This window comes from Methylobacterium cerastii, from assembly GCF_022179125.1.
In the GTDB taxonomy this organism is placed as follows: Bacteria; Pseudomonadota; Alphaproteobacteria; order Rhizobiales; family Beijerinckiaceae; genus Methylobacterium; species Methylobacterium cerastii.
On record NZ_BPQG01000011.1, the window covers coordinates 49,074 to 70,905 of the forward strand.

Annotated in this window: 15 protein-coding genes and 1 other RNA gene; 8 read left to right on the forward strand and 8 right to left on the reverse strand. The window is 70.2% G+C overall.

The window, feature by feature from the left end:
• Window positions 1-101 precede the first annotated feature (101 nt).
• Window positions 102-1,484, forward strand: a complete 1,383-nt coding sequence (locus MFF13_RS05865; protein ID WP_147753176.1) for a class II 3-deoxy-7-phosphoheptulonate synthase — start codon at window positions 102-104, stop codon at window positions 1,482-1,484.
• A gap of 43 nt (window positions 1,485-1,527) precedes the next feature.
• Here the strand turns inward: MFF13_RS05865 and MFF13_RS05870 are convergent, their stop codons facing one another.
• A complete protein-coding gene (locus MFF13_RS05870; RefSeq protein ID WP_147828166.1) occupies window positions 1,528-4,404 on the reverse strand; it encodes an EAL domain-containing protein in 2,877 nt (958 codons plus the stop codon).
• A gap of 237 nt (window positions 4,405-4,641) precedes the next feature.
• On the opposite strand from MFF13_RS05870, the gene MFF13_RS05875 reads away from it, so the two are divergent.
• The gene (locus MFF13_RS05875) at window positions 4,642-4,998 is read left to right on the forward strand and encodes a cupredoxin domain-containing protein (RefSeq protein WP_147761529.1); all 357 of its coding nucleotides are present in this window, start codon (window positions 4,642-4,644) and stop codon (window positions 4,996-4,998) included.
• A gap of 6 nt (window positions 4,999-5,004) precedes the next feature.
• On the opposite strand, the gene MFF13_RS05880 is transcribed toward MFF13_RS05875, so the two are convergent.
• Window positions 5,005-6,279: an efflux RND transporter periplasmic adaptor subunit gene (locus MFF13_RS05880; protein WP_147828167.1), complete on the reverse strand. Its 1,275-nt coding sequence runs from the start codon at window positions 6,277-6,279 to the stop codon at window positions 5,005-5,007.
• A gap of 110 nt (window positions 6,280-6,389) precedes the next feature.
• Window positions 6,390-7,640 (reverse strand): molybdopterin molybdotransferase MoeA, encoded by a 1,251-nt coding sequence (locus MFF13_RS05885; protein ID WP_238271370.1) that lies wholly within the window; start codon window positions 7,638-7,640, stop codon window positions 6,390-6,392.
• A 490-nt stretch (window positions 7,641-8,130) separates the two neighbouring features.
• Here MFF13_RS05885 and MFF13_RS05890 point away from each other — a divergent pair, with 490 nt between their 5' ends.
• Complete coding sequence (locus MFF13_RS05890; protein WP_238271372.1) at window positions 8,131-9,438, forward strand: lipopolysaccharide biosynthesis protein; 1,308 nt, start codon at window positions 8,131-8,133, stop codon at window positions 9,436-9,438.
• 21 nt (window positions 9,439-9,459) lie between these two features.
• On the opposite strand, the gene MFF13_RS05895 is transcribed toward MFF13_RS05890, so the two are convergent.
• The 3 genes from MFF13_RS05895 to MFF13_RS05905 form a co-directional block, all read right to left on the reverse strand.
• The gene (locus tag MFF13_RS05895; protein WP_147828169.1) at window positions 9,460-10,590 is read right to left on the reverse strand and encodes a GNAT family N-acetyltransferase; all 1,131 of its coding nucleotides are present in this window, start codon (window positions 10,588-10,590) and stop codon (window positions 9,460-9,462) included.
• The gene (locus MFF13_RS05900) at window positions 10,587-11,582 is read right to left on the reverse strand and encodes a sterol desaturase family protein (protein ID WP_147828170.1); all 996 of its coding nucleotides are present in this window, start codon (window positions 11,580-11,582) and stop codon (window positions 10,587-10,589) included. Before MFF13_RS05900 ends, MFF13_RS05895 begins: the two co-directional genes overlap by 4 nt.
• 364 nt (window positions 11,583-11,946) lie before the next feature.
• On the reverse strand, window positions 11,947-13,125 hold the full coding sequence (locus MFF13_RS05905) for a glycosyltransferase (protein ID WP_238271374.1): 1,179 nt from the start codon (window positions 13,123-13,125) through the stop codon (window positions 11,947-11,949).
• A gap of 208 nt (window positions 13,126-13,333) precedes the next feature.
• On the opposite strand from MFF13_RS05905, the gene MFF13_RS05910 reads away from it, so the two are divergent.
• Both MFF13_RS05910 and MFF13_RS05915 read left to right on the forward strand, forming a co-directional pair.
• Window positions 13,334-14,557: a DUF1972 domain-containing protein gene (locus tag MFF13_RS05910; protein ID WP_147828172.1), complete on the forward strand. Its 1,224-nt coding sequence runs from the start codon at window positions 13,334-13,336 to the stop codon at window positions 14,555-14,557.
• A gap of 2 nt (window positions 14,558-14,559) precedes the next feature.
• Window positions 14,560-15,813: a glycoside hydrolase family 5 protein gene (locus MFF13_RS05915; RefSeq protein ID WP_147828173.1), complete on the forward strand. Its 1,254-nt coding sequence runs from the start codon at window positions 14,560-14,562 to the stop codon at window positions 15,811-15,813.
• Here MFF13_RS05915 and MFF13_RS05920 read toward each other — a convergent pair.
• Entirely contained in the window at window positions 15,767-17,035 is a 1,269-nt protein-coding gene (locus MFF13_RS05920; protein WP_147828174.1) for a VpsF family polysaccharide biosynthesis protein, read from the reverse strand. The two genes, MFF13_RS05915 and MFF13_RS05920, sit on opposite strands and share 47 nt — an antisense overlap.
• Window positions 17,036-17,111: 76 nt before the next feature.
• Window positions 17,112-19,214 carry a GumC family protein gene (locus tag MFF13_RS05925; protein WP_147828175.1) on the reverse strand — a complete coding sequence of 701 codons (2,103 nt, stop codon included), beginning with the start codon at window positions 19,212-19,214 and terminating at the stop codon, window positions 17,112-17,114.
• Between the two features lie 309 nt (window positions 19,215-19,523).
• Here MFF13_RS05925 and MFF13_RS05930 point away from each other — a divergent pair, with 309 nt between their 5' ends.
• The 3 genes from MFF13_RS05930 to MFF13_RS05940 all read left to right on the forward strand — a co-directional run bounded on the left by MFF13_RS05930 (window position 19,524) and on the right by MFF13_RS05940 (window position 21,832).
• Window positions 19,524-21,035 carry a glucosamine inositolphosphorylceramide transferase family protein gene (locus tag MFF13_RS05930; protein ID WP_147828176.1) on the forward strand — a complete coding sequence of 504 codons (1,512 nt, stop codon included), beginning with the start codon at window positions 19,524-19,526 and terminating at the stop codon, window positions 21,033-21,035.
• A gap of 63 nt (window positions 21,036-21,098) precedes the next feature.
• A non-coding RNA gene (ssrS, locus tag MFF13_RS05935) (6S RNA) lies at window positions 21,099-21,255 on the forward strand.
• The gene (locus MFF13_RS05940) at window positions 21,245-21,832 is read left to right on the forward strand and encodes a 5-formyltetrahydrofolate cyclo-ligase (protein WP_147828177.1); all 588 of its coding nucleotides are present in this window, start codon (window positions 21,245-21,247) and stop codon (window positions 21,830-21,832) included. Before ssrS ends, MFF13_RS05940 begins: the two co-directional genes overlap by 11 nt.

A 21,832-nucleotide genomic window follows, 5' to 3' on the forward strand; every position in this document is an offset into this window, starting at 1 on the left:
GCCTCATCTCGCCCAGCCGGACAAACCGCTCTATAAGCCGCGCTTCGCGCCCAGATTCGGCGCGCACGGGAGAGGCGCCGCGAGGTGCGTGGGAGTGTGTGATGGGCGAGCGTTGGACACCGAAGTCATGGCGTGACCTGCCGATCCAGCAGGTGCCGGCCTATCCGGATCCGGCCGCCCTCGAAGCGGTCGAGGCTCAGCTCGCGAGCTTCCCGCCCCTCGTCTTCGCGGGCGAGGCGCGCAAGCTGAAGACCGCGCTCGCGCGAGTCTCGACCGGCGACGCCTTCCTGCTCCAGGGCGGCGATTGCGCCGAGAGCTTCGACGAGCATTCGGCCGACAACATCCGCGATTTCTTCCGCGTGTTCCTGCAGATGGCTTTGGTACTCACCTTCGCCGGCGCGTCGCCCGTGGTGAAGGTCGGTCGCATCGCCGGGCAGTTCGCCAAGCCGCGCTCCTCGCCGACCGAGACCCTCGACGGCGTCAGCCTGCCGAGCTACCGCGGCGACATCGTCAACGGGCTGACCTTCACGGACGAGGCCCGCATCCCCGATCCGCGCCGTCAGCTCGAAGCGTACCGCCAGTCGGCGGCGACGCTCAACCTGCTGCGCGCCTTCGCCACCGGCGGCTACGCCAACCTCGAGAACTCGCATCGGTGGATGCTGGGCTTCGTCAAGGACAGCCCGCAATCCTCCCGCTACGCCGACGTCGCCGAACGGATGACGGAGGCGCTCGACTTCATGCGCGCCATCGGGATCAACCCGGAGACGCACCAGGAGGTGCGGACCACCGACTTCTACACCAGCCACGAGGCGCTGCTGCTCGGCTACGAGGAGGCGATGACCCGCGTCGATTCGACGACCGGCGACTGGTACGCCACCTCGGGCCACATGCTGTGGATCGGCGACCGCACCCGCCAGCCGGACCACGCCCACGTCGAGTACGCCCGCGGCATCCGCAACCCGATCGGCCTCAAGTGCGGCCCGTCGATGGACGCCGACGGCCTGATCCGGCTCGCCGACGCGCTGAACCCGGGCAACGAGGCCGGGCGCCTCAGCCTGATCTGCCGGTTCGGCGCGGACAAGGTCGGCGAGCACCTGCCGCGGCTGGTGCGGGCGATCGAGCGCGAAGGCCGCAGCGTCGTGTGGGTGTGCGATCCGATGCACGGCAACACGATCTCGGCCGGCCGCTACAAGACGCGTCCGTTCGAGCGGGTGATGCAGGAGATCGAGGGGTTCTTCGGCGTGCACTCGGCCGAGGGCACGATCCCGGGCGGCATCCACCTGGAGATGACCGGCAAGGACGTCACCGAATGCACGGGCGGCGCCCGCGCGCTGACGGCGGACGACCTTCAAGACCGCTACCACACCTACTGCGACCCGCGACTCAACGCGGAGCAGGCCTTGGAAGTCGCGTTCCGCACGGCCGAGCTGGTCGGGCGCGGTCGCACCGCGGTGGAGCGTCCGCGCCTCGACGCGGCCGAATAGGCCAGCGAAGGGTCGCGTCGGCGAGGTACGCCGCCGCGGCCGCTCAGGCGATCGCGCGCTTCGCGCCGTTCCAATGGGCGATGAGGTCCGGCAGTTCGGCGGCCGGGACCGGCCGGCTGAACAGGTAGCCCTGGACCTCGTCGCAACCCTCGGCCCGGAGCTTGGCCAGCTGCGCCTCGGTCTCGACGCCCTCGGCGGTGGTGGTCATCCGCAGGCTCGCCCCGAGACCGATCACCGCTCGGACGATGAACTCGGTGCCGTCCTCCGCGCAGAGGTCCCGCACGAAGGACTGGTCGATCTTGATCTTGTCGAAGGGGAAGCTGCGCAGGTAGCTCAGGCTCGAATAGCCGGTGCCGAAATCGTCCATCGAGACGCGCGCGCCGAGCATCTTGAGATTGTGCAGGATCGCCGTCGTCGCACCGGGGTTGGCCACGAGCACGGATTCGGTGATCTCCAGTTCCAGGCGGTGGCCGGCGAGGTTGGTGGCCTGCAGGGCGTCGCGCACCGCCGTCACCAGGCTCGCCGAGGTGAACTGCACCGCAGAGACGTTGACCGCGACCTTGAGGCCGTCGGGCCAGCGGGTCGCCTCTTCGCAGGCGCGGCGCAGCACCCATTCGCCGAGCGGGACGATCAGGCCGAGTTCCTCGGCCACCGGGATGAACTCCACCGGCGACACCCGTCCGCGCACCGGATGGTTCCAGCGCAGCAACGCCTCGAAGCCACAGATCCGCTCGGCGTTGAGGCAGTAGATCGGCTGGTAGTGGACCTCGAAGTCCTCGTTGGCGACGGCCTCGCGCAGGTCGACCTCGAACAGGCGCCGCGCCTGCAGCCGCGCATCCATCTCCGGCTCGAAGAACCGGAACGACCCGCGGGCGTCGACCTTGGAGCGGGCGAGGGCCACGTCGGCGTTCTTCAGGAGCTTCTCGCAGCTCGTGCCGTCATGGGGGGCCAGGGTGATCCCGAGGGTGACGCCCAGCGTGACCGTGTGGCTCGACAGGACGTAGGGCGCGCCGAGCACTTCCACGAGGCGGCGGGCGAGGACGGCGGCGTCCTCGGCGGTGTCGATTCCGCGCTGCAGGATCGCGAACTCGTCGCTGCCGAGGCGAGCGCAGGTGTCGATCTCGCGGATGCAGGCCTCGATCCGGTTGGCGGCGGCCTTCAGCAGCTCGTCGCCGACCACGTGGCCGAGGGTGTCGTTCACCGGCCGGAAGTCGTCGAGGTCGAGGCAGAACACGGCGAAGCCACTGCTGCGCCCGGCCTGCGCGATCGCGGCGTCGACCTGCTCGCTGAACAGGATGCGGTTCGGCAGCCCGGTGAGCGCGTCGTGGTGGGCGAGGAAGGCGATTCGCGCCTCCGCCTTGCGCCGGTCGGTCACGTCGTCGAAGGTCGCGACGAAGCCGCCGTCGGCCGTCGTGCGCTGCTCGATGGCGACGACGCGGCCGTTGGCGAGTTCCTGGAAATAGGTGCGGTCGGGACCGGCCGCGAAGATCGCCTCGGCCTCGCGCACCAGGTCGACGCGGCCGGAGCCGGGATGGTGGCCGGCCCCGAGGCTGCGTTCGAGAACGGACACGACCGACATGCCGGGGACGACAGAGCCCGGCGGCAGGTTGTAGATCTCGCCGTAGCGCCGGTTCACCACCATCAGCCGGTGGTCGGCGTCGTACAGGCACAGGCCCTGGCTCATGTTGTCGAGCGCCGCGTCCAGGCGCAGGTTGGTCTGGGTGAGCCCGGCCTCCTGCTCCTTGAGCACGCTGATGTCGCTGCACACGGCGACGAACCCGCCCTCCTGGGTGGCGCTGCGGCTGACGCGCAGCCAGCGCCCGTCGGCGAGCTGGACCTCGCCGTCCCGCGAAAGGGTGCGGGCGCAATCGACCAGCGCAGCGGGGGCGTCGGCGTGGCCGTTGGCGAGCGCGGTCACCGACGAACCGATCTCGACCGCCGAGCGCAGACCGATGAAGAACTGAAGCGCCTGGGCATTGGCGAGCGCGATCCGCCCGTGGGCGTCGACGACGACGACGCCCTCGCGCGAGCTCTGCAGCGCGTCGGCGAGCAGGGTCTCGGCCGAACGGCGCTGGCTGACCTCGCGCTCCATCATCGCCTGGATGTTGTCGCGCATAGTAGCCATGGCCCGCAGCAGCGCGCCGAGCTCGTCGCGGCCGCCGGTCGGCACGGCGTCGTCGAGGCGTCCGGCCGCGATCCGCGCGGCCACCGAAGAGGCCGCCGCGAGGGGCCCGGTGATCCGGCGGTTCAGCAGGTAGGCGACGAAGCCCGACAGGATCAGCGCGACCGCCATCGCGATCAGGTTGAAGCGCACCTCCTGCGCGACCACCTTCCGGGCAGTCTGGCGGAAGACGAAGCCGTCGCCGGCAGTGTAGTTGACCAGGAGCTCGATCTGCCCGTCGACGATTCCAGCTTGGCGATCGAGGGCGTCCCAGGCGGCGATCTTGGCCGTAGACCCGTCTAGGCCGTGGCGCATCGTCTCCCAAAGCTCGACGCCCTCCTGAACGGCCTTGGCCGAGCGGACCACGCGGTCCGATTGCGAGCGCTCGACGGCGATCCCAAGATCCTCGGTGAGCGTGGAGGCGAGTTCGTTGATCGCGGCATCCAGCTTGGCGGCGGCGGCCGGGTCGCGGGTCACCATGCGACGGGCGAAGGCCGAGCGCATGTTGGCGAAGTCCGCCGCCGCGGCCCGCGCGTAATTGATTGACATCAGGCATTCGTCGTAGGTGCGGTTGACGAGCTCACCCGCCTCCTGAAGCCCCTGGATGGCATAGATCCCGAGGGTACCGGTGATCAGGCTCATCGTCAGGAAGGCGACGAGGATCCGGCCGCGGATCGTCGTCCCGGCATCGGCGATACGCCGCAGCGCGCCGGCCCTCGAGCGTCCGCCGACCTTCGATCCGGTTCGATTCCATCGCATGGAAACGTAGCTTCTTCCTGCCCGCACCGCGTCAAGATAAGCGTGAAATGTTAAGGCGGCATTAGTCGCCGCCACGCGTATCCCCGGCTGGATCGGCGATCGGGCCGAACAGCACCGTCGTAACCATCGCCTCGGATATCGCGCAGGACGGCCGCCAGCGTCAGCCAAATCTTAACGACGACGACCTAACCGTCGAGCATCATCTTCGGAAATGCCATGTCACGGCTTGAGGGATCGATGGTCGGCCGCGTTTTCCGAAGTCCGTTCGCGGCCACAGCGACGGCCCTTGTCGCCGGCCTTCTCGCCGGCGTCGTCTTCGTCGGCCGGCTGGAGGCGAGCGGGCACCTCGTCTCGCAGAAGGGGCGGGCGTTCCAGCCGAACAGCCTCGTCATCACGCGCGGCGACACGATCACCATCGTCAACGACGACAGCGACCTGCTGCACCACATCTACATCGAGTCGGACGCCTTCAACTTCGATTCCGGCGACCAGGTGCCCGGCAGCCGCACGCCGGTGACGTTCGAGAAAAACGGCACCTTCGTCGTGCTCTGCGGCATCCACCCGAAGATGAAGCTCATCGTCCGGGTGAACTGACCGCCTTCAGCGGGCGGCCGCCTGGACCGGCTTGGCCTCGCCCTGGCCGCCGTCGCGGATCACCCGCTGCCCGTCGCGAAGGTCGGCGGGCGGCCCGAGAACGATCCGCTCCTGCCCGGTCAAGCCCTGGTCGATCTCGATCGTCGTGCCGAAGTCGCGCTTCACGTGGATCGCGCGCCACTCGGCCCGGTCGTCGTCGCCGACCACCGCGACCTGCGTGCCGCGCTGGTTGAACACCAGCGCCTCCGCCGGAACGATCACCGCCGGCTCCGGGCGCGGGATCTGCAGCGTGACGTAGACGTAGAGGCCGGCGCGCAGGGCCCCGTCGGGGTTCGGCACGTCGACTTCGGTAGTCAGCGTCCGCGACGCGCTGAGCAGGGCGACGGAGCTGCGCTCGACCCGGCCCGAGAACGTCCGGTCCGGGATTTGCGGCACCTTGATCGAGGCCTCGACGCCCTTCTTCACGCCGATGGCGGCGTTTTGGGGCACGTTCACGCTGATGCGCACGATGTCGTCGCGGTCCATGCCGAGCAGCGGCGTGCCGCTGCCGTCGGCCTTCACCAGGTCGCCGACGTCGACGCTGCGCGTGGTGACCACGCCGTCGAAGGGCGCGACCACGTCCTTGAATCCGGTGAGCGCCTTCAGGCGGTCGACCGTGGCGTCCTGCGCCTTGATGTTGGCTTCGGCGACCTTCACCCCGGCCTCGGCCGCAGCGAGCGTCGCGCCCTGGCTGAGCACGCCGGCTTGCGAGTTGTCGGCGTTCTGGCGCGAGGCCCAGCCCTGGGTCGCCAGCGTCGAGGTGCGGTTGTTGGTGAGGTTGGCGAGGTTGACGTTGGCGCGGGCCTGGTCGACCTGCGCCTTGGCCTGAAGCAGTTGCGCCCGGATCTGCCCAGACTGCGCCTCGGCCTGGGCGAGCTGCTGGTCGAGTTCGGGGGCCGCGATCCGGAGCAGGATGTCGCCGGCCTTGACCCGCGAGCCGATGTCGACCCGGCGCTCGGCGACGTAGCCGGTCGCGCGGGCGAAGATCGCGGCGCGGGCGAAGGCCTGGATGTCGCCGGGCAGCGTCAGGTCGACCGGCTTGTCGCTGCGCTCGACGGCGGCGATGCGCACCCGCGGCACTGCATCGCGCACCTTGCGCTGCGTTTCGGTGGCGGCGGCCGCCTGCTTCCAGTGGCCGTAGCCGCCCCAGCCGAGCAGGCCGGCGGCGACCAGCCCGACGAGGAGGAACGGGCGCTTGCCCGGCGGTGGGGGAACGTCGCTCACCGCGGCGTGGGGCTTCATGACGCTCTCGCCTTCCGTCGGCAGCAACGATGCCGGCACACACCCTACGATACCCCGCCTTGCGGTGCCGGCCTAGCGCTCGCGGCGCCGCATCGCCGACGATCCGGCGATCACCACAGGGTCGGATAGGGGTGGAACGCGAGCGTGTCGCCGGGCTCGATGCGGGTGACGGGCTCGGGCACGTCGGCGAGGCCGTCGCTGCCGGTGAGCGAGGTGATGGTGCCCGAGCCCCCGCGCGGGAATAGGGCGGCCTCGAAGGCGCCGTCGGCGGCGCGCGTCACGCAGACGCGCAGGAACTCGCGCCGGCCGGATTTTCGCGAGAGCGCGAAGGCGGACCGGACCGGCACGCCCAAAGCCGGCTCGTGCACCGCCCCGCCGAGGCGGTCGAGCAGCGGCCTGACCACGAAGGCGAGGGTGACGTAGGCCGCCACCGGGTTTCCCGGAAGTCCGACGAAGGGCGTCCCGGCGACCATTCCCACCGCCACCGGACGCCCAGGCTTGATCGCGAGGCGCCAGAACGCGAGCGACCCCGCGGCGGCGACCGCCCCCTTCACGTGGTCCTCCTCTCCGACCGAGACGCCGCCGGAAGTCAGGATCAGGTCGTGGGATTCGGCCGCCGCGCGCAAGGCCGCCGCAAGCGAAGCGGGCTCGTCGCGCAGGATGCCGAGGTCGGTCGCGTCGGCCCCGAGGCGCCGCAGCAGGGCGATCAGCATCACGCGGTTGCTGTCGTGGATGCCGGAGGCGGCGCGCAGGCCGCCGGGCTCTGTCAACTCGTTGCCCGTGGAGAACACCGCAACGCGCAGCGCGCGGCGAACGGACAGGTCGCCGCGGCCGATCGCGGCGGCAAGCGCCAGGTCCTGCGGGCGCAGCCGTCGCCCGGCCGGGATCGCCACGCTACCGCGGGCGATGTCCTCGCCGGCCGGGCGGCGGTTGGCGCCGCGCACGATGCCGGCGGGCAGCGCGACGCCGTCGGCGACGACCGCGACGTCCTCCTGCATGAACACCGTGTCGGCGCCCGCGGGCATCGCCGCTCCGGTGAAGATCCGGTCGGCAGCGGACGCATCGAGGGGCGCGGGCGCGGCGCCGGCGGGCAGGCGCCCACGCACCGGCAGCCGCGTCGGCCCGGCTTCGGACAAATCGGAGAAGCGCACCGCGTAGCCGTCCACCGCCGCGTTGTCGAAGGGCGGGACGTCGATCTCCGCGAGTATATCCGCGGCGGCGATGCGGCCGTCGGCGCGGGACAACGGGACGGACTCGACGCCGGCCACCACCGGAAAGCGCGCCAAGATCGTCGCCGCCGCCTCGGCGACAGACATCACCGGCGCCGAGGGATCGAAGCAATCGTCGCTGAGGCGCGTCATCGCGCGTCGTCTCCGTGCCGCGCGGCCGATGGCGCCGGACCGGTTCGGGCGGGAAAATCGGGTGCTGCGCGAGGCGTCACGGGCGGCCGGTCGAACGATGGAGGCCGGGCTTGCGGCATCGCAGCCGTCCGATCAAGCCCCGTCGAGACCAAAGCGCGTCCCCGACATCGTCGCACGCCCGCCCTTCGGCCTGGCATGCGCCAGACGTCGTAAGCTACGTGCGTAGTTGGCCGAGAGAAACCTTTGCGCCATCCACCCGTATGGTGCGTTGCGCAACAAGCAACAGGGTTCGGTCCGGGTGTCGATGCAGCCAATTCCGGCGCCTGCGATGGGTTGGCGATCGATTCAAACTAAGAGATATCCTAAAGAAAATCTTACTTCATCATGCCGATATCGAGCGTAGATGCGGAAACATTTTGACACATATCGTGGTCGAACTCGCTATTCCTTCGTTGAACGCAATGGTCGGCTTCGTTCGGAGCCGGCCCGCATGAAACGGCCGGACATCGCGCGCTTCGGCCGACGCTTCGCCCTGATCCTGTCCGGCGAGCTGATCCAGAGCCTCTTCCATTTCGTCCTGAACATCGTGCTGGTGCGCGAGCTCGGGGCGCACGGATACGGGCTGTTCGCGATCGTCTTCACGATCGGCGCGGTCGGCGTCACCTATATCCGCGCTTTGGTCGGGGTACCGGCGACCTTGTTCCTGTCGCGCAGCCTCGGGCGCCCGGCCGAGCGCGGGCACGACATGGTGTTCGGCTCCGGCGCGACCGCCGTGGCGCTGCTGATGGCGGGCGCGGTCTCGATCGGGCTCGCGCCGGTGATCGGCGTCACGGCGCTCGCCGGCGGCGCCTTCGTCGGGCTCTACGCGTTTCGCAGCTACCTGCGGATCGTGCTGCTCGCGCGTCAAAAGCCCTGGGTCGCGGGCGCGAGCGACATCGTCTACGCCGCCTGCGGACTGGGCCTGGTCGCGTTCCTTCATTCCAGCGACGAGGCCCTGCTCGAGCACGCCTTCCTCGGCATCGCGGGGGCGCAAGCCATGGGGATCGCCGTGGCGCTGGCGGCTCTCGGGCGTCCCGTCCGGGTCTCGTTCCGCGCCAGCGTGCGGCGGCGCTACGCCGGCATCTGGCGGCCGCTGGCCTGGTCGCTCCTCGGCGTCACCGGCACCACCGTACAGGGGCAGGGGCTGACGCTGCTGTTCGCGGTGCTCGCCGGACCCGCGGCCTATGCGCCGATCGCCGCGACCCTGGTTCTGTTCGCGCCACTGCGCATCCCGACCAACGCCCTCAACAACATGGTCCTGCCGGAGATCTCGGCGCTGCTCGCCGCGGGTCGGCGGCGCGAGGCGCGGCGCCTCGTCCTGCGCAGCACGGCCCTGATCGGGCTCGCCTGCTTCGCCTACGGCGCGGCGATGTGGGCGGCACTGCCGATGATCGAGAGCCACCTCTTCAAGGGGCGCTTTTCCCACGAGCCGATGGCGGGCATCGGCTTCGGAGTCTGGTGCGTGGTGACGATGGCGCTGCTCTACGCGATTCCGCGGGCGTTCCTCGAAGCGTCGGCCGCCTTCCGGGTGATCGCCGCCGGCGCGCTGGTCAGCGCCGTCGTCGGCTTCCTGATCATGGTGCCGCTGCTGCTCACCATGGCGCCGCCCTTCGCGCTGATCGGGCTCGCGGTCTCGGAATGCGTCACGGCCCTGTGGTCGGCGAAAGCCTTCCGCGACCGGTCGCGCCACCCGGACGGACGTGTCCGAACGGCGGCGCACCGTGTCGTCGGGGCCGCCGCGCCGCCGGCCGGCGCTTAAGCGGGCGTTGAAAACGCGGGTTCAGGCCGCTTCGCTGGCCGCGGCGACCTGAGGCGGCGCCGGCTTGACCGTCCGGCGGCGCATGTCGCGGACCACGAGGTTCCAGGAATCGAGCATCATCGCCGCCGCGCCCGGCAGGGTCCTGCGTCCCATGAAGGCGTCGAGGGTGACGCTGGTGGTGGCGAAGCGGCTCTTGAACGCCTCGGCCCCGCACAGGAAGTCGACGGTGTGCAGGCCCTGGTCGATCGACCACTGGATGTAGTCCATCATCAGGACCATGCCGGGCGAGCCGCGCTCGAAGGCCGGATCGTAGGTGGTGACGAACGCCATCATCGTCCCGGCCTGGACGAAGTTGATCGACACGGCGACGACGACGCCGTCGCATTCGAGCACGAAGGCCCGCAGCAGGCCGGTCTCGGCCAGCACCCGGACCAGCGCGGGAAGTGCCAGCGAGCCCTCGTCGTAGAGGTTCGATTCAAGCTGGTTGCCGGCGAGCCACTTGCGCTTCAGGTCGGCCAGCCGAAGCAGCACCGGCTCCATCGGCTCGTCGGGGGGCAGCAGGCGGAAGCGCAGGGTGCCGGATTCGCCGATGAACTTCTGGCCGCGGCGGTAATTCTGACGGGTCTTCTTCGATTGCGAGGCCATCCAGGCCTCGCCGGTCGGCCAGTCGCCGGCGACGCGAAAGCTCACGTCGCTGCGATGGTTCGGACGCAGGCGCACACCTGCTGCGGCGGCCGGCTCGAGCAGCGCGCGCGCCTTCGCGCCGGGAAGCAGGCGGTTGAGGTAGACGAGGTCGAACCCGCCCGCAGACGAGAGGTACGCCCACATCCGCCGGACGAGGCCGGAATCGTCGCCGACGAGAAGGGCGTCGCCGTAATCGGTGTGGTCCTTGGCCGCCCATTCGAGCAAGCGCAGACCTTTACGCCGACAGGTCGCCATCGGCAGGACCGCGACCAGGGTCTCGCCGCGCCAGGCGAGTACGACCTGCAGGGCGCGGCGCTCGCGGTCGGGCACCGTCGCCCACCATGCCGCGATCCAGGCATGGCTTTGGAACACTAGCGCGCCGGATTCGCGCCACAACGCGGCCCAGGCCGGGCCGACGGCGGCGAGCCGCTCGGCGGTGCGGACGATCTCGAAACGTTCGGCGCTCACGGCTGGACCTCTTTATGGGATGAGATCGCGGCCGGGCGGCGCGGCCGCAGGCGCCGCTTGATCACGAGCCACATCTTCTTCAACGGCAGGATGTAGAGGCCCTTCAGCGACTGGTAGTCGCGCACGTCGCGGTCCACGAGGCCGAACTTGAAGCTCTCGTTCGGCTTCGGCACACACAAGGTCCCGAAGACCCGGTCCCAGAACGAGAACAGCAGCCCGAAGTTCTTGTCGTAGTGCCGCGGATTGGTGCTGTGGTGCAGCTGGTGCCAGTGCGGACACAGGATCAGGTTGTTCAGCTTCCCGAACGAGATCTTGAAGTGCGTGTGCCGGACGAAGTCCATCATCAGGATGTTGCGCATGATGTAGACGTTCACGCCGAACACAGTCACCTCCACCGGATTCAGGGCGATCAGCGTCCAGAGCCCGAAGCAGATTCCCGGGATGACGCCGTCCCAGGCGCGATTCATGAGCTCGTCGAGCGGGTGGACGCGATCCTTGGTGATGCCGACCATCACCTCCGCGGAGTGGTGGACCTTGTGCAGCTCCCACAAGAATGGGAAGCGGTGCTGGGCCGTGTGGTAGAGGTAGTACGAGATGTCGTAGGCGAGCAGCATCGTCACGGTGAAGACGATGACAGTTATCGGCCCCGGCGATCCACCCATCAGCGGCGCATCGATTCCGAACAGCGTGCCGACGACCTTGTTGGTGGCGTAGCCGACCGAGACCACGAAGGTGACGCCCGCCGGGATCAGCAGGAAGGGCATGATCGCCTTCCGGGAAATGTAGAAGAGCAGGTCGGCGCGCGCGGACGGGTGCGTGATCACCTCGTGCGGCAGGATGAACTCGAAGAACTCGGCGAAGGATTTCTCCTCCACGGTCCGCCAATACGCGATCACCGCGCAACCGAGGGCGGTCGCCAGTAGAAGGCCGGCTGCTAGGAGGTTCGCGGCGGAGATGCGGTCGAGGATTTCCTCGATGAAGGTGCTGATCATATCCCATCTCTCATGCCCGCGGCGACCGGTCGGCCGCTTGCAGGTCGAAGTACGGAAGACCGGCACGCGCGTGCGCCCCGGCTAGATCGTATGACGTTCGCCACCGCGGGTTGCGGTCTGCGGCGATGAGGGACAGCAATACAACGTGCGGTCGTTCGATGGAACGACGCACGGCAAAACATTCGCAGAAGAATACCTACGAAGGACTTACCGGACAGTGTAAGCTCGACCGTATCCTCAAGCTCTCGTTCCGTTCCCAGTTCCTTGACCGATCAAACGGGCCGGCCGGGAAACCGAAGTTTGGATAACGGATCGTTGCGCCGGCGCCGGTGACGGCAGCTTGCGCAACCGACTTCGCTGGCTGTCAGCCGGCGGATTTCGAGGCGGCGTCGGCGGGGGCGCGGGCGTCGCGCACGCGGGCGGGCTCGCGCTGAAGGGTGAGGCGCAGCATCGCCGCGATGCCCTCGGCCGCGAGCTTCTCGTCGAAGATGCGCTCGTAGCGGGCGCGGGCAGCCGCGGGATAATCGCGCCACAGGTCGGGACGGGTGACGATTTCGGCGAGGGTGCGCGACAGCGCCTCGGCGCTGCCCGGCGGCACGACCCAGCCGGTCGCCCGGTCCTCGACGATCTCGGTCAGCCCGCCGATCCCGGAGACGAGCGGCGGGATGCCGTAGGCCAGGGCCTCGATCGCGACGCGGCCGAGCGACTCGGGCAGTTGCGAGGGCACCGCGACCACGTCCGCCCAGCGGTAGAGCGAATCGGGCTCGGCGACGAAGGGCGAGCAGGCCACCTGGCGCGAAAGCCCGGCCTCCGCCACCTGCGCCGCCAAGGCGGCCTCGCGGGCGTCGTCCTCGAAGGCGCTGCCGACGATCTTCAGCTCGACCCGCGACCGGACCGCCTCCGGCAGCTGCCGAATCGCCTCGACGAGGACCTCCTGGCCCTTGATCCGGCTGATCCGCCCGAGCATCAGCACGCGAAGCGGCCGGTTGCCGTCGTAGCGGGCCGGGTTGGGCACCGCCGGGCCGGCGATCCCGTTATAGACCACGCGCGCGGTCGCATCCTTCGGCATCGCGAAGGCGGCCTGGGTCGCGCGCGAGTTGAAGACGATGTTCGCCCGGCTCCAGCGGATCAGGCTGCGCAGCACCGTCAGGGTCGCGCCCTCCGGGATTTCGTGGACGTGGACCACCGTGCGGCCGGGCAAGAGCCGCGCGGCGAGCAGATAGTCGGCCACCACCGTGGTGTTCACGTAGACGAGATCGCTCGCGCGGATGCGCCGGAGCGCCCGAGCGACCGCGAAGGGAAGAGCCGCCATGCCGAGCGTCGCGAGGCGCAGGAGGTTACGCCGGCGCAGCACCCAGATCGGCTCGATCACGATCCGCGAGGCGGCGCCTTCGAGCGAGGCGACGATCGGGCCGGCCTTCGGCAGCACCACGTCGATCCAGGCCTGCGGATAGGCTTCGCGGATCGTCCGCACCGTCTCGCAGAAGCTGCGATCCGACCCATAGAGCTCGTAGCCCTGATGCACGCAGGTGATGCGCCGCACGGCGCCGCCCCCCTCACGTGCCGAGAGGAACCCGCTAGCCGGAGAAACATTCCCGTCCGTGACGGACAACCCGGTTCGAAGTACTGATTGAAAACGCATAAGTTGAACACACTTCTATTACAACAACTATGGGTTGTAATCGTAAGAGAATTCGTTATTAATTTTGATGACATACCGTAACTCGATTGAAATCGGAAGGGGTATGCGTATGCGGGAACTTGCGCCGGCGATCCTTATTCTTGGAACGCGCGGCATCCCTGCGGCGCATGGCGGCTTCGAGACGTTCGCGGAACGGCTCGCCCTACATCTCGCCGCACGTGGCTGGCGCGTCGGCGTCTACTGCCAGCGGGAGGTCGAGACGGTCGGGCAGCGTGTCTCGACCTCGGTCTGGCGGGGGGTCGACCTGATCACCGTGGAGGTCGCAAGCACCGGCCCGGCGGCGACGCTCGCTTTCGACGCGTTGTGCGCGCACGACGCCGCCGCGCGAGGCGGCGTCTGCCTCGTGCTCGGCTACAACGGGGCTGTGTTCCTGCCTTATCTCCGCCTGCGCGGCGCGAAGGTGCTGACCAACATGGACGGGATCGAGTGGCGCCGCCCGAAATGGTCCGCGGCGGTGCGGGCGTTCTTCTGGATCAGCGAGTGGATCGCGGCCTGGAGCTCGCACCGCCTGATCGCGGACCACCCGGCCATCGCCGACCACCTCGCGACCCGCCGCCCGCGAAACGCGATCACCACGATCCCGTATGGCGGCGACCCGATCCGCGCCACGAGCGAGGCGCCGATCCGGGCGCTCGGGCTCGAATCGGACCGGTTCCTGGTCTCGATCGCCCGGATCGAGCCCGACAACAACATCCTGACCTTCGTCGAGGCGTTCTCACGTGCGCCGCGCTCTGCCAAGCTGGTGGTGCTGGGGACCCTCGATCCCGAGAACGCCTACCATCGGGCGTTGCGGGCCGCGGCAGGGGAGGGCGTGATTTTTCCGGGAGCGATCTACGAGGCCGAGACGGTGCAGGCGCTGCGCCATCACGCCCGCGCCTACCTCCACGGCCACACGGTGGGCGGCACGAACCCCTCTCTGGTCGAGGCGCTGTGGGCCGGCAACGCGGTGATCGCGCACGACAACGCCTTCAACCGCGGCACCGCGGGCGAGGGCCAGCTCTACTTTGCAGACGCGGACGGCTGTGCGCGCGCGATCGAGACGGTGCTCGGCGACGCCGCCGCCCTCGCCGCGGCCCGGGCGGGGGCCCGGCGGCGGGCGGCCGACTTTTCGTGGGGCGACATCCTCGCCGCCTACGAGCGAGAGGTGCGCCGGCTCGGCGGCTACCCGCCATCCTCCGAGCCGGTTTCAGACGGGACGCGCCCCCTCGGCGTCGATGCTCCTGATCCCGTCGAGGGAAGCCCGAGAGTGACGGCGGCGGACGGGGTCGCCTGACGATGGATGCGAACCGCCGTGCGGTCATCGGTGGCGCCGTGGCGCTGACGCTCGCCGGTCCGGCCCGGGCCGCGCCGCCCGAGCCGCTGGCCCTGCGCCGCGGCATCAGCCTGTGGCCCTGGTTCTCGCTGACCCAGGAGTTCCCGGCGCCGCGCACCGACTACGCCTGGCCGCCGTTCCAGCCCGACCGGCCGGTGCCGAATGCCGACGACCTGCGCCGGCTAGCCGAAGCGGGGTTCGACTTCGTGCGCCTGCCGATCGATCCCGGCCCGTTCGCCGCCCTTGCCGGGGCGCAACGCGAGCGGCTGTTCGGCATCCTGTCCGAGGCGGTCGACCTGATCCTCGCGAGCCGGCTCTCCCTGGTGCTGAACGTCCAGGCCAACGCCGCGACGCACCACTACAACCCGGACCGGTTCTACGGCTCGGCGACGGCGCCGCTGTTTTCCGCCTACCGCGACGTGGTCGTCGAGCTGGCGCGGCGCTTCGGCGCCCGGGCGCCCGGCCGCATTGCACTGGAACCGGTCAACGAGCCTCCGCAGGCCTGCGGGGCGGTGGCCTGGAACCGGGTGCAGGAGGCCCTCCTCGGCGCCGCGCGAAAGGCGGCGCCGTCCCTGACGCTGGTTGCGACCGGCGCCTGCGGCGGCATGGGCGCGGGCCTGACCGCACTCGATCCCGCGGCCTTTACCGCGCTGGACCCGGTGCTCTTCACCTTCCACTTCTACGAGCCGTACCTGTTCTCGCACCAGGGCGCGCCGTGGATGAAGGACGAGCCGATCTACCGGGCGCTGAACGACGTGCCCTGGCCGGCCCGCGCCGGGAAACTGGAGGAGACCCTCGCGGCGGTCCGAGCCCGCATGCGCGCCGACGCCCAAACCTCGGAGACGGACAAGGCAGCGGCCTACGCCGTGACCGAGGCGAAGCTGAAGGAGTATTTCGCCGCCGACCCGGACCGCGGCTACCTCGACCGCAGCCTCGTCGACATCCGCACCTGGGCCGACCTCTACGGCATCCCGCCGGGGCGGATCCTGATGGGCGAGTTCGGCGCCCTGAAGAGCGATGCGCGCTACGTCGCCTCGCGTGCGCCCGACCGCGCCCGCTACATCCGCGACGTGCGCGAGGCGGCGGAGGCGGCGGGCTTCGCCTGGGCGTTCTGGAACCTGTTCGACGGGCTCGGCCTGATGGACGACGCCCACCGGATCGATCCCGCGATCATCGCGGCGCTCGGCTTGGCGATGCCGGGGACGCCGAGGCGGTGACCGGTCGGCGCGGGTAGAGCACCAGCAGCATCAGCGCGAACTTGGCGAGCATGGTCGTCTTGCCGCCGATGCTCTCGAACGTGTTGATCAGCACCACGAAGGCGAGGATCGGCAGGAACACGCCGTGCCGGCACTGGCGCGCCACCTCGTAGAGGAACAGCGCGATGGCGACGATGAGCAGCACCGTCATCGCGACGCCGTTGTAGAGCAGGCTGCGCACGACCGGGTTCTCGATGCCCCATTCGAGCCCGTACATCCGGCGCAGGGTGTCGACCACCGACGGGTCAGGCCCAACGAGCAGGTCGCGGAACGGGATCGCGTCGAAGATCGCCAGCATCTCGACCCGGGCGTTGGCGCTGCCGCCGTCCGAGACGAAGCGCTCCAGCAGCGCGTCGAAGAAGCCGCCGACGGCGAGGCCGCCGACCACGATCGGCACCATGGTCAGCCCGAAGGCGGCGATCGCCGCTCCGAGCAGCGGCACCCGCCCGTTGCGCAGGGCGCGGTTCAGGGCGACCACCGCGAAGACGCTGCCGAAGGCCAGCGTCACCACCGTGGCCGAGCGTCCGCCGAAGGTGATCAAGGCCACGAGCTGCAGGACGATGAACCCGGCCCGCGTCGTCGGCCGCAACCGGCCGCCGCCGTTGAACAGCGCCAGGATGTAGCAGGCGGTCAGCGTCGCGTTGGACAGGGGATGCCCCTGCAGCGCGGCCGAGCGCGTGTCGGTGTCGAAGGCTTGCCCGTCCATGCGGAACGGAAAGAAGCGCTGGCCGCTTGCGAACTCGAAGAGGCCGAGCAAGGCGTTCGTGACCATCACCGCGTGCACCGCGATCTCCACGCGTCGCATGGTGATCGCGTCCCGGTCGGCCATCAGGATCACGACGAGGCCGGTGAGGACGTAGGTGTCGATCGAGCCGGCGAGCCCAGTGCCGTTGCGTGAAGCGATGAAGGCGAGCAGACCGAATCCGACGAGGCAGAGCAGCACGCTGGCCGGCCGCCGCTCGCCGGCTGCCGCCACCGCGATCACCGGGTTGCCGGATCGCAGCATCGTCCAGCCGAACAGAAGGACCGCGAGATAGCTCGCCGGGTGGACCTTCTGCGCCGCCGAGCCGGTGATGCCGTCGTAGTTGATGCCCAGCACCCAGAGCATCCCACCCGACAGGCCCCAGGTGACGAGCGCCAGCGCCACCAAGGCCCAGGATTCGAACCCCACGAGCGACGGCAACGGGAACGCTTGCGGCGTCCGGCGCACGGAGCCGGCTGTCGCCGCGGAGCGACAGGCCCGGGTCACGGGTGCCGCCTCAGCTCGCCGCGCGGGCATCGAGCAGGAGCGAGCCCGAGACCGGCCGACCGAGGGCTTCCGACGTGCCGACGAGGTTCAGGAGGTCGCGCTGGCGGGTGGCGCCGTTGCGCACGATCAGCAGCAGGCGGTCCGCCGCGGCCGCGACCGGCCCGATCCGCAGGTTCTCGGAGAGCACGCCGCCATCGAGGATCACCAGCTCGTAGCGCCCCTTCACCCCGGCGAGGAAACGCTCGACGTTGGTGCGCAGGAACGCGTCGCGCACCGGCTTCTGCGCGTCGCCCATGCCGATCCGGCGCGCGCCCGTGGCCGGGTCGAGGCGGGCGACGGCGTTCAGGCTCTGCTCGCCGCGCAAGACGTCGAGGAGGCCGCCGACCTGCGAATCATCGATGCGCATGTCGGCGTCGACGATCAACACGCGCTCGCCGCGGGCGACGGCGACGGAGGCGAGCAGGTCGATCACCGCCTTGCGGTCGGCGTCCTCCGCCTCGCCGGAGGTGACGAGGATGCTGATCGAGCGGCCGCCGTCGGCGGATTCGTGCAGGTGGTCGAGGGTGAAGCCCGCCGCCGACGCGCTGGCGCCGTCGCCCCCCCGGCGCAGGCGCGGCAGGGTCGCGACCACCGGAGCGTTCGAAAGGCGTTCGAGCTGGCGCTGCGACAGCACCGTCGGCTCGGCATATTCCCGCACCAGGGCGAAGCCGGTGCCGAGGCCGAGGCCCGCAAGCGAGGCGGCGAGCACCAGGAACAGCCGCGGCGGCCACGAGGAATCGGCGGGCGGCCGCGCCCAGGTGATGACGCGGGCGTTGGTGGTATCGATCCCGGTCTGCTCCTTCAGCTCGCGCGAGCGCACCAGGAAGTTGTTGTAGACCGAGCGACTCGCTTCCACGTCGCGCTCCAGCTCGCGCAGGCGGATGCTCGACTGCGCGCTGACGGCGGATTGCTTCTGGAGCTTCTCGAGGTCCGCGGTGAGCGTGCGCTCGTTGGCCTGCGCCCGCTGGTATTCGGCTTCCGCGGCTTGCGCGATGCGCCCGAGTTCGCTGTCGATCAGCTGCTTCACGTCCTGCATCTGCGCCCGGGTCGCGGCGATGAAGGGGTGCCGCTCGCCGAGGTTGGTGCGCAGGTCCGCCTCCTTGCTCGCGAGCTCGGCGTACTGGCCGCGCAGGCGGTCGATCACCGAGGATTGGATCGCCTCCGGCGTCGCGCCGGCGGCGAAGGGCCGGCCGCGGGCATCCTTGACGCCCTGCAGGCGGGCGCGGGCCTCGGCCGTGCGGGTGCGGGCCGCGACGACGCGGGCGTTGCTGTCGGTGAGCTGCTGCTCGCCGACGAGGCGCCCGCTCGATGCGATCAGCCCGTTCTTCGCCTTGTAGTCCTCGAGCCGCATGTCGGCCTGGTTGACGGCAGCGCGCAGGTCGTCGAGGCGGCCGCGCAGCTCGCCCGCCGCGCGCTTGGCACCCTCGGCCCGGGCCTCGCTCTGGTCGGAGAGGTAGGATTTGGCGATGGCGTTGACGATCCGGGCCGACTTGTCCGGGTCGGTGGTCGTGACGATGACGTCGACGACGAAGACCTTGTCGGCGCGCTTCACAGCGAGCTTGCGCCGGAGCCGGTCGAGGGACTGGCCGCGGGCGTCGACCAGGCGTTCGGGCTGCGGCCCGGTGACGAGCTCGCGCAGGGAGCGAACGGCGCCCGCGACGGCTCCGCCCTTGGCCGCGCCGAACTCGGGATCCTTGTCGAGCCCGGTCTCGGCGATGGCGCGCGACAGAACGGTGTCGGATTCGATCACGCGGACTTGGCTCTCGACCTGCGTCACGCCGCCGTCGGGCGCGAGCGCGCCGGGGTTGATGTCGTTGGTCACGACCATGCGGTCCCTCGGGTCGATCAGGAGCTGCGCGGTCGCGGTATAGAGAGAGGGCGTCACGACGGCGTAGGCCAGCGCCGCCAGGCCCAGGACGGCGGCCGTGCCGAGGATCATCTTCCAGCGTCGGGCGAGGATGCGCCACAGGTCGCCGAGCTCGGCCGTCGTCTCCGGCTTGGACGGCGCGGCGCGCTCGGGCACCATCGGCTCCATCCAGGCCGAGACGGCGAGGTTTCTGTTCAGCTGTTCCACCGTCGGACACCGTCGTCTCGAATGGGGTCGTTTTTATGGACGTGCGACCTGACAGTGCAAGTTGCGCGCAAGTGAATGAAAATCCCTCAAGACTGCGTAGGGGCGCAGCTTCTGGGATCGATTCTTGCGGCGAGGGTTAATCTAGATCAGCCGCCCGCTCTGTTTTTCCGGTTATCGTCTCGGTTACAAAATTAGTGATAGATCGCGATGGCGGGTCGCGTCGGGCATCCGGGATTGGCGCTGGACGCCGATCCCGCCCAGCGCCCACGCTGCGTTCGAGGGCATGTCTCAGAAAGATCGGTCGGCGGCATGCGTCTGAGGTTGCGTCTCGATGGTCGGAGGCCGCGGCTTTGGCAGGCGCAGCTGCTCCGCCGGGTCGCCGGCCTGCCCGGCGTCGAGGCGATCGAGATCGATGCCCGTCCCGGGTCGGACGTATGGCCTGCCAACGCCGACCTGCTGTTCTCCCTGGAATCGCTGATCCACCGCCTGCCGCGCTCGGGCGCCTCGGCGCCCGCCGACCTGTCGGCTTGGCCGCAGGCGGGGCGCGCCCGCCCGGACCTGATCCTCGACCTCTGCGGCGACGTCGAATCCGAGGCGGCCGATGCGATCTGGCGGCTGACCTTCGACGGTTGCGCCGGCGAGGCGGGCCTCCTCGCCAGCCTGCTGGACGGGCGGGCACCGGGGATCGCATTTTCGGACGGAAGCCGGGTTGTCGCGTCGGGCCGCACCGGCACCGAGCGTCGCGGCGTGATGTTGACTTCCTTCGACGACGCGCTGTTCCGCACGGTGTCGCTGCTGTCGGCCGCCGTCGCCGGGCGCCGCGAGCCGAGCCCCATCCGAGCCGACGCCGACGCGCCGCCGGCCGAGCTTCCCGCCCGCGAGATCCTGGCGCGGACCGGGCGCATCCTCGCCCACGCGATCGCGCAGCGGCTGTATCACCTTTGCTACCATGCCCCGCACTGGCGGGTCGGCTGGCGCCGGCTCGCCGGCGGGCCGGATGTGATCGACCTGCGCCGCCACCCCGACGCCGGCTGGACCACGCTGCCCGACGACGGCCGGCGCTTCTACGCCGACCCGTTCCCCCTCGACCATCGCGGCGAGACCTGGCTGTTCGTCGAGGACTACGTTCACGCGCTGGCCAAGGGCATCGTCTCGGCGGTTCGGGTCGGGTCCGATGGGCCGATCGGCGTGCCGGTGCCGGTGCTGGAGGAGGCGCATCACCTGTCCTACCCGTTCGTCTTCGTGCGCGACGGCGAGGCCTGGATGGTGCCCGAGACCGGCAGCGCCGGCACGATCGAGCTCTACCGCGCCACCGCCTTCCCCGGCGGTTGGGTGAAGGAGGCGACGCTGGTATCCGGAGTGGTGGCCAGCGACGCGACGCTCGTCGAGCACGACGGCCTGTGGTGGATGTTCGCGACGGTCCGCGACGCGCCGCTCGGGGCGGCGCTCGGCAGCGGCTCTTACTCGGATGCGCTCCACCTCTGGTCGGCCCCGGATTTCCGCGGGCCTTGGACGCCGCACGCACACAACCCGGTGCTGGTGGACGTCGCCTCGGCGCGTCCGGCCGGACGCATCGTCGCGCGCGGCGGCGCGCTGATCCGGCCGATCCAGGATTGCACCGAGGGCTACGGCCGCGCCCTCGCGCTCGCGCGGATCGACCGCCTGGACGCCGACGGCTACGCGCAGACGGTCGAGACCCGGCTCACCGCCGGCCCAGCCTGGCCCGGCACGCGCCTCCACACCCTGAACCGGTCCGCGAGGCTGGAATGCATCGACGGCTCGGCGCGCTCGCCGCGGCTGCGCACGATGCTCGGCCGCTGAAATCGCAGGAGCCGGCGCCGCCGACCCCTGGCGCGACGGGGGTCGCACCGCTACATGGGTTGTGCGGGGCTGCAGAGTCCGTCAGGAGCACTTTCCCCGGGGCCTTATCGACTCCCCCGGGAGCTGTCCCTGGCCTCGTCCCTGGACTTGGTCAACACGGCGCCCACCTACACTGTAGGTTTCCCGGGATCGATCCTCCAACGGCTCACGTGGCTCCGCACTCGACTTCCTCCGACAAGGCCGCCCTGCGCGGTCAAGCCCTCGCCCGGCGCGACGCCCTCGACCCGGATGCCCGGCGCGCCGGATCGCTCGCGATCGCCGAGCACGTTCTGGCGGTCGACGGCCTCGCCGACGCCGCCCTCGTCGGCGCGTTCTGGCCGATCCGCAGCGAGGTCGATCCGCGCCCGCTGATCGAGCGGTTCTTCGCCCGCGGGCAGCGGGTCGCCCTGCCGAAGGTGACGCCGGACGGGCTGGTGTTCCGCGAGTGGCGCGCCGGCGAGGCGTTGGTCGCCGGCCGCTTCGGCCTCAGCGAACCGCGCGACGACCTGCCGGCCCTCGACCCCACCGCCCTGATCTTGCCGCTGGCGGCCTTCGACCGGCGCGGCCAGCGCATCGGCTACGGCCGCGGCTACTACGACCAAGCGATCGCCCGGCTCTCGCGGAACGGGCCGGTGCTCACCGTCGGCATCGCCTTCGCGGTCCAGGAGATCGACCGGGTCCCGGCCGAGCCGCACGACCGCCCCCTCGACCACCTCGTCACCGAGGCCGGCTTCGTTCCCTTGAGCAAAGACCTCTGA